The following is a 12441-nucleotide window of genomic DNA, read 5'->3' on the forward strand; positions in this document are numbered from 1 at the left end:
AATTAATAAGTAATTTTTTAAGAACAAATTTAGCAATACACAAGAAAGACTTTAAGGAGAATCAAATATGACTAAACCATTAGACGGCATTCGTATCATCGACTTCACACACGTACAAGCAGGTCCTGCATGTACCCAGCTATTGGCTTGGTACGGCGCAGACGTGATCAAGGTAGAGCGCCCAGGTTCTGGCGACGTAACTCGTAGCCAGTTGCGCGATATCCCAGGCGCAGATGCTTTGTACTTCACGATGTTGAACGGTAACAAGCGTTCTTTGACTTTGGATACTAAGACTCAAGAAGGTAAAGAAGTTTTAGAGAAGATGATCAAGACTTCTGATGTGATGGTTGAGAACTTTGGTCCAGGCGCTTTGGATCGTATGGGTTTTAGCTGGGCGCGTATTCAGGAATTAAATCCAAAGATGATCATGGCATCTGTAAAAGGCTTTAGCGATGGCCACTCATATGAAGACTTAAAAGTGTATGAGAACGTTGCTCAGTGTGCTGGCGGTGCCGCTTCTACAACTGGTTTCTGGGATGGTCCTCCAACAGTTTCTGCTGCCGCTTTGGGCGATAGCAACACTGGTATGCATTTGGCGATTGGTATTTTGACTGCATTGATGCAGCGTCAAAAAACTGGCAAAGGTCAAAAAGTATCTTGCTCAATGCAAGACGCTGTATTGAACTTGTGCCGTGTGAAGTTGCGCGACCAACAACGTTTGGACAAAGTTGGCTACCTCGAAGAGTATCCACAGTATCCACACGGTACATTCTCTGACGTAGTTCCACGTGGCGGTAACGCTGGTGGTGGCGGTCAGCCAGGTTGGGTGTTGAAGTGTAAGGGCTGGGAAACAGATCCAAATGCTTACATCTACTTCACTATTCAAGGTCATGCTTGGGAGCCAATTACTAAAGCTTTGGGCAAACCAGAGTGGGCAACAGATCCTGCATATATGACAGCTGAAGCACGTCAAGACAAGATCTTTGACATCTTCGCAACAATTGAAGAGTGGCTCAAAGACAAAACTAAGTACGAGGCTGTGGATATCCTCCGTAAGTTCGATATTCCTTGCGCACCAGTTCTCTCAATGAAGGAATTGGCTGCATCTCCTGACTTGCGTAAGAGCGGTTCTATCGTTGAAGTTGACCACAAGGTTCGTGGTAAGTACTTGACAATCGGTAGCCCAATCAAGTTCTCTGATTTGAAGATCGATGTTGGTCCATCACCAGTATTGGGTGAGCATACCGATGAAGTATTGAAAGATCTTGGCTATAGCGCCGATGACATCGCTAAGTTGCATGCAGCAAAAGCGGTTTAATAATAATTAGTATTACTTGTTTTAGTTTTGAAGGCGCTCCTTGTGAGCGCCTTTTTTATTTACCTAGATCAAGCTAATGTCTATAGACTGACAGTATGAAAACGAATATAGATTTAAACCAACTGCTTGACTGCATTGGTGACGCTGTAGTTGTTGCAGATGCCCATGAAAAGATTGTTCTTTGGAACGCTGCTGCCACCAGAATTTTTGGTTACTTGGAAGAAGAGGCGCTCGGCAATACCTTGGATTTAATAGTTCCCGAGCGCCAACGCCAAAAGCATAGCGAGGGTTACAGCAAATCGATGGAGACGGGTACAACCCGTTATGGAACTTCATTATTAAAAGTCCCAGCAAAGCACAAAGATGGACATACCTTATCCATCGCCTTTACCGTGGGTATGTTGTTTGATGAGAAACATCAGGCCAATGGTGTGGCAGCAGTGATTCGTGACGAGACTGAGCGTTTTACTGAAGAAAGGGCTCTTAAAAAGCGGCTTTCTGATCTTGAAAATCAATAAATTTGCACCCAAATAGCTAATATTGGGCATCCCTTGCTAGATGTGCCCAATAAGTAGGCACGCCATGTTGCACCGCAATCTGTCGCTGGTAAAATTGGCTTAATTCAAAATTTCAATCTTATTAGGACTTTAATCATGGCAAAAGCATTAGAAGGGGTGAAAATCCTCGACTTTACGCACGTTCAATCCGGCCCAACTTGTACTCAGTTGCTCGCTTGGTTCGGCGCAGACGTAATCAAGGTAGAGAAATCGGGTGAGGGTGATGCTACTCGCGGTCAATTGCGCGACATCCCTGATGCCGACAGTTTGTATTTCACAATGTTGAACCATAACAAGCGTTCAATCACTGTGAATACGAAGACTCCAAAAGGTAAAGAAATTCTAGAGCGCTTGATTAAAGAGTGCGATGTTCTTGTTGAGAACTTTGCTCCGGGCGCTTTGGATCGCATGGGTTTTTCTTGGGAACGTATCCAAGAGCTTAATCCGATGATGATCATGGCTTCTGTAAAAGGTTTTGGCCCCGGTCCTTACGAAGACTGCAAGGTTTATGAAAACGTAGCACAGTGTGCAGGCGGTTCAGCATCCACTACTGGTTTTGATGATGGCCCTCCGATGGTGACTGGTGCTCAGATTGGCGATAGCGGTACTGGCTTGCATTTGGCCCTTGGTATTGTGACTGCACTATATCAACGTACTCATTCTGGTCGCGGTCAAAAAGTATTGGCGGCGATGCAAGATGCGGTATTGAATTTATGTCGCGTGAAGTTGCGTGATCAACAGCGCCTCGAGCGCGTTGGCCTGATGCAAGAGTATCCGCAGTTCCCTAACGGAGAGTTTGGAGACTCTGTACCCCGTGCTGGTAATGCTTCTGGCGGTGGTCAGCCTGGTTGGATTGTGAAATGCAAAGGATGGGAAACAGATCCTAATTCCTATATGTATGTCATCGTGCAAGCTCCAGTTTGGGAAGCAATTTGCAAGGTAATCGGTCGTGAAGATTGGATTACAGATGTGCGTTTCGCTTCACCAATGGCTCGCTTGCCACACTTGATGGAAATCTTCGGTGAAATTGAAAAATGGACAATGACTAAGACGAAGTTTGAAGTCATGGACATTTTGAATAAATACGATATTCCTTGCGGTCCAATTTTGTCGATGAAAGAAATCGCAGAAGAGCCAGCGTTACGTGCTACTGGAACAGTTGTTGAAGTGGATCATCCAATTCGTGGCAAGTACCTGACTGTGGGTAATCCAATCAAGATGTCTGATAGCCCAACTGATGTGACTCGTTCACCATTGCTTGGTGAGCATACCGATGAGATTCTTAGTGAGCTTGGCTTTACTACTGATGAGTTGATTGCTCTTCGTCACGATAAGGTAATCTAAGATGCGGGTTGCGTTGATTGGAAGTGCGGATTTTGGCAAGGCGGCTTTAGAGGCCTTTTTAGATCGCGGCGATGAAGTTGTTGCCGTGTTCTGTCCGCCGGATAATCCGAAATCAACCAAGCCTGAAGTACTCAAAGAGGCGGCGATTGCAAGAGGCTTAACCCCCTTGCAATTCTCCTCCCTTAAAGGCCCTGAGGCAGCGCAAGCAATGATTGATAGCAAGGCTGATATCTGTGTGATGGCCTATGTACTTCAGTTCGTACCACAAGAGCTTTGCAAGATTCCGAAGCATGGCACTATTCAGTATCACCCTTCGCTCTTACCTAAGTACCGTGGTCCAAGCGCCATTAATTGGGCGATTGCTTTGGGTGAGGAGAAGACGGGTTTAACTATCTTCCGTCCATCTGATGGCTTGGATGAAGGCGAAGTCATTTTGCAAAAAGAAGTAGCAATTGCGCCTGATGACACTTTGGGAAAAGTCTACTTTGATAAATTGTTCCCATTAGGTGTTCGGGCCTTACTTGAAGCTGCTGATCTGGTGATTGCGAATAAACATCAAGAAATTGTTCAAGACGAATCGCAGGCAAATTACGAAGGTTGGTTTGATGCGAATGTCGCTCAAATTCATTGGGCTACTCACATTAGTCAGATCTACAACTTAATTCGTGCATGCAATCCTGCGCCTGGCGCTTGGACTAAGTTCGGCGAGCAAAAGGTTCAGATTTATGACTGCCATAAGCATGTAGCAGCTACTTTTGGCGCTGTAAAAGGCAAGCCTGGTGAAGTCACTCAAATTACTTTAGATTCTTTCTTTGTCACCTGCCATGGTGGGCAAATCGAGGTCCTCAAAGCAAAAGGCGCCGCTGGAAAAGTAACCGGCGCTGAATTGGCTAAAGAGTTGAATTTAGAAGCGGGTCAGTTTTTTACTCTGTAATTCACAGCGTGAATCCAATACCTAGAAACTAGATTTCTAGGTTATCAATCAAACGCGTTTTACCAAGCTTGGCAGCCGTCAGAATGACTAGCGGCTCACCAGCTTGCAAGCTTTCATTGGATGCTGGAGCTAAATCGCTTTGCTGACGAATAGCAATGTAGTCCGGTTGCCAACCACGGCCAGTGAGAAGATCTACCGCGATTTTTTCAATCTCTAGCAGTGAGTGAGTACTGCGCTGACTTAAATCTAGTACTCGTGCACGAACTTCTTGCAAGGCTCTCTGTAGTTCAGGTGCTTCTGCACGCTCTTCAATGGAGAGATAGCCGTTGCGAGAGGAGAGGGCTAGGCCATCTTCAGCGCGCACTGTTTCACCTGGAATAATTTCTACAGGCAATGCAAATTGCTTGGCCATCTGACGAATAATCATCAGCTGCTGGTAATCTTTTTTACCAAATACTGCCACTTTAGGTTGTACGCAAGATAAGAGCTTCAGTACAACTGTGCAAACACCTTTAAAGAATCCAGGGCGGAACTCACCTTCAAGGATATCTCCCAGTTGTTGTGGTGGATCTACTCGGTATTCTTGTGGCTGTGGATATAGGTCGCGCTCAGTTGGCGCAAACAAGATGTACACACCTTCTTTTTCCAACTTATCGATATCTGCCTGCATGGTGCGCGGGTAGCTATCAAAATCTTCATTTGGACCAAACTGCAATCTGTTGACAAAGATACTGGCTACTACCGGATCACCATGTTGTCTAGCAAGGCGCATGAGGGATAAATGACCTTCATGGAGATTGCCCATGGTTGGCACAAAGGAGGCGCGATTTTGTCCACGTAAGTGGTCACGCAGCTCTTGTATATCGCTAATAATTTTCATGCAACAGGGGTGTAGGCGAGCCGTACATAAATTGGAGCATATGGTTCAGCTTGAGTGATTTCAACTAAGGCTTCGCGTGAGAGCTCAAGCATTGCAATAAAGTTGACGATCACCACTGGAATGCCTTTGCCGGATTTAATGGCTTCTTCAAATAACTCACCGAACTCTACGAATTTAGTACTTTGCAAGCGACGCAAAATACGTGTCATGAAATCACGAACGGAGAGCTCTTCGCGAGTAATGGTGTGATGTTGGTTCAGTTTTGCGCGGTGAAGCACATCACGCCAAGCCATTTGTAAATCATCTTGATTAACATCTGGCCAAGTAACGGCAACGGTCGTATCAACATAGCCATGGGCGATTTGGAAATCACGCCCTTGCTGTGGAATTTGATCGAGCTCTTGAGCGGCCAATTTCATGCGCTCGTACTCTAAGAGGCGGCGAACCAGTTCTGCGCGCGGATCTTCAACCTCTTCATCGCTATCGGCCTTCTTCATTGGCAACAGCATGCGAGATTTAATTTCAATCAACATGGCGGCCATCAGCAAGTATTCAGCTGCTAGCTCTAAGTTGTGATGACGGATTTGATCGATATAGCTTAGGTACTGTTGAGTCACCTGCGCCATTGGAATATCAAGTACGTTGAAGTTCTGCTTGCGAATTAGATAAAGCAGAAGATCAAGAGGGCCCTCAAATGCTTCTAGAAAAACCTCTAGTGCATCAGGTGGAATATATAGATCGGTAGGAAGCTTAAATAATGGCTCGCCATAGAGTTTGGCGAAAGCCGAAGACATTCCATCGGTTACTGATGGGGTGCTATCTAACAACTCAGATTGAGCTCCTGGCTCGGCTCCCAACTCAGTCATTCGAGTACACGTAAGCGCGTTGCTTTAATTTGGCTGCCTTAGCACGACGTTGATCTTCGGTAGTCAAAGGCTCTTTATCCCAAAGGAGTGCGCGACCAGCTTGCTGGCCCGCTTCGAGCTCAGGCTTCTCAGATTTGAGCTCATTTAAGAACTGGGTGAATTCGGATGTATATCTAGCCATCATATTTCCTAAAATTCTCAATTAATTCAATAACTTGCAAAAATTACTGCGTAGCAATTATCTGCCAGCCCATCATTATTAACGATTTTTCCTACAAACCTGCCGACTTTTTGGCCAATTCTTAGAAATTACCCTATTTGGGGTCGTTTTTAGAGGTTTGCTGCTAATAAAGCCTCGATTTGGGGCGCTTCGACCCGGGTCATGAGGTGTTTATAGGCTTTGATCGGATTTTGGCTGGAGAGAGGTGTTTTAACGTCATTCCAGGTCATGGCTGGGACTGAGAGGAAGTCTTCAACTCCGGCTGTGACCTGAGGCAGCACTGGCTTCAGATAGAGGCTCAATAAACGGAATGCCTCTAAGGTGATGCTGCAGACCCGCTGTAAGTCAGCTTCACGCTCAGGATCTTTAGCGATTTCCCAAGGCTTGTTTTCGTCAACAAAGGCATTGACCTTGTCGGCTAGCTCCATGATCGTGCGCAATGCTTTTGCATATTCACGTGCCTCATATAGCTCAGCAATTTTTTCACTAGCAGATGCAATCTCAGTCAGTAATGGATTACTCATTGCTGCATCAGAAACTACACCGCCAAAACGCTTCACCAAGAAGCCGGCGCTGCGACTTGCGATATTGATGTACTTACCCAATAGATCGCTGTTTACTCGAGCAACAAAGTCTTGAAGATTTAAATCCAAATCTTCCATGCTGTCATTGAGTTTGGTTGCAAAGTAATAGCGGAACCATTCAGGATTAAATCCAGATTCAATTACGCTGTGTGCGGAAATTAAAGTGCCACGTGACTTACTCATCTTCTCGCCATCAACAGTGAGGAAGCCATGAGCAAATACATTGGTTGGGGTGCGATAGCCTGCAAAGTGCAGGGTCGCTGGCCAAAAGAGTGTGTGGAAATACAGAATATCTTTGCCGATGAAATGGTACTGCTCGGTAGTCGTATCAGGTCGGACCCATTCCTCAAAGTTCAGGCCTTTACTCTGGCAGTAGTTGAGGAAGCTGGCGTAATAGCCAATTGGCGCATCAAGCCATACATAGAAGTATTTGCCTGGTGCATCAGGGATTTCAAAGCCAAAGTAGGGCGCATCTCGAGAGATGTCCCAGTCCCCAAGCTTGCTATCTCCGGGCTGCCCAACCCATTCTTTCATCTTGTTGCGAGCTTCTGGTTGCAAGGGAGTTTTTACTTGGGTCCACTCGCGCAAGAATGTCTCGCAGCGTGGATCCGATAACTTGAAAAAGTAATGATCGGAAACTTTTTTAATCGGTGTTGCACCACTCACTACGGAGAATGGATTCTTTAAATCGGTTGGAGAGTAAGTTGCTCCGCATTTTTCGCAAGAGTCGCCGTATTGATCTTTAGCGCCACACTTAGGGCACTCACCTTTAATAAAGCGATCCGGCAAAAACATTTCTTTAACGGGGTCATAGGCTTGCTCGATTGCACGCTTTTCAATCAGACCTGCATCACGAAGTTTGAGGTAGATGCTTTGAGACAGCTTTTCATTCTCAGGACTATCTGTCGTGTAGTAGTTATCAAATGAGATTAAGAAATCATCAAAGTCGCGTTTGTGCTCTTTCCAAACATTGGCGATGAGTTCTTTAGGAGTGAGACCCTCTTTTTCAGCGCGCAACATAATCGGCGTGCCGTGGGTGTCATCTGCACCAACGTAATGCACTTCGTGACCACGCATTCTTTGGAAGCGAACCCAAATATCCGTCTGGACATATTCCACCAAATGCCCAATATGAATCTGGCCATTGGCGTATGGCAGGGCGGAGGTAACTAGCAGGCGACGTTTGGGGCTACTCATGCGTACTTAAATAGAAATCATTTCAACAAATGGGAATACAAGATTATGGGGCTTGGGCCCTCACTTCAGCAGCAATTTTAGTCTGCGGTTAAAGTTAATACCGATTTGAACCTATTTAAGAGGCGTTTTATGGCTTTGCCCCACAACATTCAGATGTCTCACGCTTCCGTGCCTTTAGTGCACGAAGTGCAGGTCATGGATGAGGCGGGGCGTATTAAGACCACCCATATTCCTGGGGAGCGCCCCTTAACCATTTATTTGGATAAGCGGGAGGTCGTCACCCTGATGACCTTGGGAAGCGCCCCTGAAGCCCTGGTACTGGGCTATTTGCGTAATCAGCGCCTAGTAGAGTCGCCTGAAGATATTGCCAGTATCCAGGTGGATTGGGAGACCGATTCAGCAGCCGTAAAGACCCATCGCAGCACGGTAGATATTGATGCTCTCACCAGTAAGCGGGTAGTGACTACGGGTTGTGGGCAGGGCACCATGTTTGGTGGCTTGATTGAGGAGATGGCGGAGATTAGATTGCCAGATGGCCCTCAATTAACCCAAGAGGCAATAGTCGCCCTCATAGATAGCATTCGAGTTCACGACACCATCTATAAGAAATCTGGCTCCGTACACGCTTGCGCTGTATTTGAGAGAGAGGGTAACAATAGCGTCCGTCTACTTCACTTTATTGAGGATGTTGGACGTCACAACGCCGTTGACTCTATCTCCGGCCTCATGTGGCTCGCCGACAAGCCGGGCAAAGATCTGATCTTCTTTACTACGGGGCGTCTAACCTCAGAGATGGTCATTAAAGGCGCTCAGATGGGCATCCCATTCCTGATGACCCGCTCTGGCATGACCTTAATGGGTTTGGAGCTTGCCCGCAAGACTAATCTCACCTTGTTATCTCGCTGTTCCGGGAAGCATTTTGAGATCTTCAATGCCCCTGAGAGGGTGATTTTTACCTCCCCGCCTGCCACCTCGTAAATTCGTGGGCATATGGCCTGCGATGGTTTTACAATTCGGCCATGACTATTAAATCTGACCACTGGATCCGCCGTATGGGCGAGCAAGGCATGATCAGCCCATTTGAACCTGGGCAGGTCCGCCAAGATGCTGCCGGGCAAAAAATTGTGAGCTATGGCACTTCAAGCTATGGCTATGACATTCGTTGTGCTGATGAGTTCAAGATCTTCACGAATATCAACAGCACTATCGTTGATCCCAAGAATTTCGACGAGCAATCGTTTGTGGATTTCAAGGGTCCAGTTTGCATCATTCCTCCAAACTCTTTTGCTTTGGCAAGAACTGTTGAGTACTTCAAGATTCCACGCAGCGTATTAACGGTTTGCGTTGGTAAGAGCACTTACGCACGTTGCGGCATTATTGTGAACGTCACTCCATTCGAGCCTGAGTGGGAAGGTTACGTTACGCTCGAGTTTTCTAATACGACTCCATTGCCTGCAAAGATTTATGCCGGTGAGGGATGTGCACAAGTTCTGTTCTTTGAAAGCGATGAAGTGTGTGGCACATCGTACAAAGATCGTGGCGGTAAGTATCAAGGCCAAGTCGGCGTAACTCTGCCGAAGACTTAATCTGCTTAATCTGCTTCATCGCCATATTGGCGACTCTAAGGGGTGCTCATGAAATTTCGTTTTCCAATCATCATTATTGATGAGGACTTCCGCTCTGAAAATATTTCAGGTTCAGGTATTCGCGACCTAGCGGAGGCGATTGAAAACGAGGGTATGGAGGTGATTGGCTTAACTAGCTATGGTGACCTGACATCCTTTGCCCAGCAGGCCTCCCGGGCTTCCAGCTTTATTGTGTCGATCGATGATGAAGAGTTTGTTTCTGACTCTGAAGACCATGACTTACCTGCATTAAATAACTTGCGCGCATTCATTACAGAAGTGCGTAAGCGCAATGAGGATATTCCAATCTTCTTGTATGGCGAGACTCGTACTTCACGTCACATGCCGAACGACATCTTGCGTGAACTGCATGGCTTCATTCATATGAATGAAGATACGCCGGAGTTCGTGGCACGTCATATCATTCGTGAAGCAAAGGTTTACCTAGATTCTTTAGCTCCACCATTCTTCCGAGCGCTGACTAATTACGCTTCTGAAGGCTCGTACTCTTGGCATTGCCCGGGACACTCCGGTGGCGTAGCTTTCTTAAAGAGTCCAGTGGGACGCATGTTCCATCAATTCTTTGGCGAGAACATGCTTCGTGCTGACGTTTGTAATGCAGTGGAGGAGTTGGGTCAGTTGTTAGATCACACTGGCCCTGTATTACAAAGTGAACGCAATGCTGCACGCATCTTTAATGCCGATCATTTGTTCTTTGTAACCAATGGCACATCGACATCAAACAAGATTGTTTGGCACTCTACTGTCGCTCCTGGCGACGTGGTATTAGTTGACCGCAACTGCCATAAGTCAGTAATTCATTCGATCACGATGATGGGCGCGATCCCAATCTTCTTGATGCCAACCCGTAATCACCTTGGCATTATTGGCCCAATTCCAAAGGAAGAGTTTGAGTGGAAAAACATCAAGAAGAAAATTGATGCCAATCCATTCATTAAAGACAAGACCGTAGTGCCTCGTGTCATGACGCTCACGCAAAGCACTTATGATGGGATCGTCTACAACGTCGAGATGATTAAAGAAATGCTCGATGGCAAAGTAGATTCATTGCATTTTGATGAAGCTTGGTTGCCGCACGCTGCATTCCATCCTTTCTATAAAGACATGCATGCTATTGGCTCTGATCGTAAGCGTACGAAGAAGAGTTTGATGTTTGCTACCCAATCAACTCATAAGTTATTGGCCGGCCTCTCACAAGCTTCTCAGGTGTTGGTGCAGGATGCTGAGGATACGAAGCTTGATCGTGATTGCTTCAATGAAGCCTATCTAATGCATACCTCCACTAGTCCACAGTACGCCATCATCGCTTCTTGCGATGTGTCTGCTGCAATGATGGAGTCTCCCGGCGGCACTACGCTGGTTGAGGAATCTATTGCTGAAGCGATGGACTTCCGTCGCGCAATGCGTGAGGTGGATGATAAGTTTGGTGCAGACTGGTGGTTCAAGGTTTGGGGCCCAGATCATTTAACTGAAGAAGGTATTGGCGAGCGTTCAGATTGGATTCTGGAGCCTAATGCCAGCTGGCATGACTTTGGCAATGTCGCTAAAGACTTCAATATGCTTGATCCAATCAAGGCGACTGTCGTCACCCCTGGTTTGGATATTGAAGGTAACTTCGGTTCCATGGGTATCCCAGCAAGCATCGTTACAAAGTACTTGGCTGAGCACGGCGTGATCGTAGAGAAGTGCGGTTTGTATTCCTTCTTCATCATGTTCACTATCGGCATCACCAAGGGTCGTTGGAATACTTTGGTAACCGAACTACAGCAATTTAAAGATCACTTTGATAAGAACGCTCCTTTGTGGAAAGTGCTGCCAGAGTTTGTTGCCAAACATCCTCGTTATGAGCGTGTTGGCCTGAAAGATATCTGCCAGCAGATTCATGAGTTTTATAAGAGTCGTAACGTTGCCCGTATGACTACGGAGATGTACACATCAGATATGGTGCCAGCGATGATGCCTTCAGATGCTTGGGCCAAGATGGCACATAAAAAGGTGGATCGCGTTCCTTTGGATCAACTCGAAGATCGCATTACTGCAATGCTAGTAACGCCATATCCTCCAGGTATTCCATTGCTGATTCCGGGTGAGCGCTTCAACAAACGCATCATTGACTATCTCTACTTTGCTCGAGACTTCAATGAGCGATTCCCTGGATTTGAAACTGATATTCACGGCTTGGTTAAAGCAGATATTGATGGCCGCAGCGAGTACTACGTTGATTGCGTGAGGCAAGAGCCGGATATCACCCTGTGACCCAGCTTAAGTAAACCATCCTCCAATACCCTGCATTTGCAGGGTATTTTTTTACTTGTGTCTGAATAAGGCTTTGACTATACTTGTACAATATATTGAACAAGTAAGGCTGGACCATGAGAATAATTAATTTTTCTGACGCAAGAAACCAATTCAAACAAGTAATCGATCAAGTGGTGAGTGATTGTGATGTAGCGATCATCTCTCGCAGGGATGCTGATGATGCTGTGGTGATGTCTTTAAATACCTATAACAGCATGATGGAAACACTCCATTTATTAAAATCTCCAGCTAACGTAAAACATTTGGAGAAATCATTGGCGCAATATCGCAAAGGGCAAACCAAAGAAAAGGCTCTTGTAGGTGCTGAGTAGGGTTGTTTGGACAAGTGCTGCATGGTCTGATTACGTTTACTGGCAAGGGCAAGATAAAAAAACTTTAAAACGCATTAACGCACTCATAAAAGATGCCATGCGAAATCCTGAGGATGGAATTGGAAAGCCTGAGGAATTAAGGGAAAGTTTATCGGGATTTTGGTCAAGGCGAATTGATGATGTTCATCGTCTTGTTTATGCCATCGAGAAAAATCAACTTGTGATTATTGCGTGCCGATACCACTATCAATGATCATGATTCAAG

Annotated in this window: 13 protein-coding genes; 9 read left to right on the forward strand and 4 right to left on the reverse strand. The window is 46.1% G+C overall.

Going from position 1 to position 12441, the window contains the following annotated elements; all coding sequences use genetic code 11:
• Nucleotides 1-67: 67 nt before the first annotated feature.
• The 4 genes from frc (ICN25_RS03740) (at nt 68) to ICN25_RS03755 (ending at nt 4153) form a co-directional block, all read left to right on the forward strand.
• On the forward strand, nt 68-1318 hold the full coding sequence (frc, locus tag ICN25_RS03740) for a formyl-CoA transferase (protein WP_216179114.1): 1251 nt from the start codon (nt 68-70) through the stop codon (nt 1316-1318).
• A 95-nt stretch (nt 1319-1413) separates the two neighbouring features.
• The gene (locus ICN25_RS03745) at nt 1414-1836 is read left to right on the forward strand and encodes a PAS domain-containing protein (protein ID WP_216179116.1); all 423 of its coding nucleotides are present in this window, start codon (nt 1414-1416) and stop codon (nt 1834-1836) included.
• A gap of 135 nt (nt 1837-1971) precedes the next feature.
• Complete coding sequence (frc, locus tag ICN25_RS03750) at nt 1972-3219, forward strand: formyl-CoA transferase (protein WP_216179118.1); 1248 nt, start codon at nt 1972-1974, stop codon at nt 3217-3219.
• 1 nt (nt 3220) lies between these two features.
• Nucleotides 3221-4153, forward strand: coding sequence for a methionyl-tRNA formyltransferase (locus ICN25_RS03755; RefSeq protein WP_216179120.1), 933 nt, complete (start codon nt 3221-3223; stop codon nt 4151-4153).
• A 28-nt stretch (nt 4154-4181) separates the two neighbouring features.
• Here ICN25_RS03755 and panC read toward each other — a convergent pair whose 3' ends face one another.
• From panC to metG, 4 genes are all read right to left on the reverse strand, one after another.
• On the reverse strand, nt 4182-5033 hold the full coding sequence (gene panC, locus ICN25_RS03760; RefSeq protein ID WP_216179122.1) for a pantoate--beta-alanine ligase: 852 nt from the start codon (nt 5031-5033) through the stop codon (nt 4182-4184).
• Nucleotides 5030-5899 carry a ScpA family protein gene (locus ICN25_RS03765; RefSeq protein ID WP_216179124.1) on the reverse strand — a complete coding sequence of 290 codons (870 nt, stop codon included), beginning with the start codon at nt 5897-5899 and terminating at the stop codon, nt 5030-5032. The genes panC and ICN25_RS03765 overlap by 4 nt, the downstream gene beginning before the upstream one ends.
• Nucleotides 5892-6080, reverse strand: a complete 189-nt coding sequence (locus ICN25_RS03770) for a DUF3460 family protein (RefSeq protein ID WP_215299638.1) — start codon at nt 6078-6080, stop codon at nt 5892-5894. Before ICN25_RS03770 ends, ICN25_RS03765 begins: the two co-directional genes overlap by 8 nt.
• Before the next feature lie 149 nt (nt 6081-6229).
• Nucleotides 6230-7900 (reverse strand): methionine--tRNA ligase, encoded by a 1671-nt coding sequence (metG, locus tag ICN25_RS03775; RefSeq protein ID WP_216179126.1) that lies wholly within the window; start codon nt 7898-7900, stop codon nt 6230-6232.
• Between the two features lie 135 nt (nt 7901-8035).
• Between metG and ICN25_RS03780 the strand changes: the two genes are divergently transcribed.
• The 5 genes from ICN25_RS03780 to ICN25_RS03800 all read left to right on the forward strand — a co-directional run bounded on the left by ICN25_RS03780 (nt 8036) and on the right by ICN25_RS03800 (nt 12429).
• Nucleotides 8036-8878 carry a formate dehydrogenase accessory sulfurtransferase FdhD gene (locus ICN25_RS03780; RefSeq protein WP_216179585.1) on the forward strand — a complete coding sequence of 281 codons (843 nt, stop codon included), beginning with the start codon at nt 8036-8038 and terminating at the stop codon, nt 8876-8878.
• 41 nt (nt 8879-8919) lie between these two features.
• Complete coding sequence (gene dcd, locus ICN25_RS03785) at nt 8920-9486, forward strand: dCTP deaminase (RefSeq protein ID WP_041484826.1); 567 nt, start codon at nt 8920-8922, stop codon at nt 9484-9486.
• Nucleotides 9487-9534: 48 nt separating this feature from the next.
• Nucleotides 9535-11802 carry an arginine/lysine/ornithine decarboxylase gene (locus ICN25_RS03790; RefSeq protein WP_216179128.1) on the forward strand — a complete coding sequence of 756 codons (2268 nt, stop codon included), beginning with the start codon at nt 9535-9537 and terminating at the stop codon, nt 11800-11802.
• A 116-nt stretch (nt 11803-11918) separates the two neighbouring features.
• Nucleotides 11919-12176, forward strand: a complete 258-nt coding sequence (locus ICN25_RS03795) for a type II toxin-antitoxin system Phd/YefM family antitoxin (RefSeq protein WP_216179130.1) — start codon at nt 11919-11921, stop codon at nt 12174-12176.
• Nucleotides 12166-12429: a Txe/YoeB family addiction module toxin gene (locus ICN25_RS03800; protein ID WP_216179132.1), complete on the forward strand. Its 264-nt coding sequence runs from the start codon at nt 12166-12168 to the stop codon at nt 12427-12429. Before ICN25_RS03795 ends, ICN25_RS03800 begins: the two co-directional genes overlap by 11 nt.
• Nucleotides 12430-12441: the final 12 nt, after the last annotated feature.

The sequence above is a fragment of the Polynucleobacter sp. 80A-SIGWE genome (genome assembly GCF_018882295.1).
In the GTDB taxonomy this organism is placed as follows: Bacteria; Pseudomonadota; Gammaproteobacteria; order Burkholderiales; family Burkholderiaceae; genus Polynucleobacter.

Coding starts and splice junctions, on each gene's coding strand:
- ICN25_RS03770 (WP_215299638.1), bottom strand. CDS start 6,080: ATGGCTAGATATACATCCGAATTCACCCAGTTCTTAAATGAGCTCAAA.
- dcd (WP_041484826.1), top strand. CDS start 8,920: ATGACTATTAAATCTGACCACTGGATCCGCCGTATGGGCGAGCAAGGC.
- ICN25_RS03765 (WP_216179124.1), bottom strand. CDS start 5,899: ATGACTGAGTTGGGAGCCGAGCCAGGAGCTCAATCTGAGTTGTTAGAT.
- frc (WP_216179118.1), top strand. CDS start 1,972: ATGGCAAAAGCATTAGAAGGGGTGAAAATCCTCGACTTTACGCACGTT.
- ICN25_RS03755 (WP_216179120.1), top strand. CDS start 3,221: ATGCGGGTTGCGTTGATTGGAAGTGCGGATTTTGGCAAGGCGGCTTTA.
- ICN25_RS03790 (WP_216179128.1), top strand. CDS start 9,535: ATGAAATTTCGTTTTCCAATCATCATTATTGATGAGGACTTCCGCTCT.
- metG (WP_216179126.1), bottom strand. CDS start 7,900: ATGAGTAGCCCCAAACGTCGCCTGCTAGTTACCTCCGCCCTGCCATAC.
- panC (WP_216179122.1), bottom strand. CDS start 5,033: ATGAAAATTATTAGCGATATACAAGAGCTGCGTGACCACTTACGTGGA.
- ICN25_RS03745 (WP_216179116.1), top strand. CDS start 1,414: ATGAAAACGAATATAGATTTAAACCAACTGCTTGACTGCATTGGTGAC.
- ICN25_RS03795 (WP_216179130.1), top strand. CDS start 11,919: ATGAGAATAATTAATTTTTCTGACGCAAGAAACCAATTCAAACAAGTA.
- frc (WP_216179114.1), top strand. CDS start 68: ATGACTAAACCATTAGACGGCATTCGTATCATCGACTTCACACACGTA.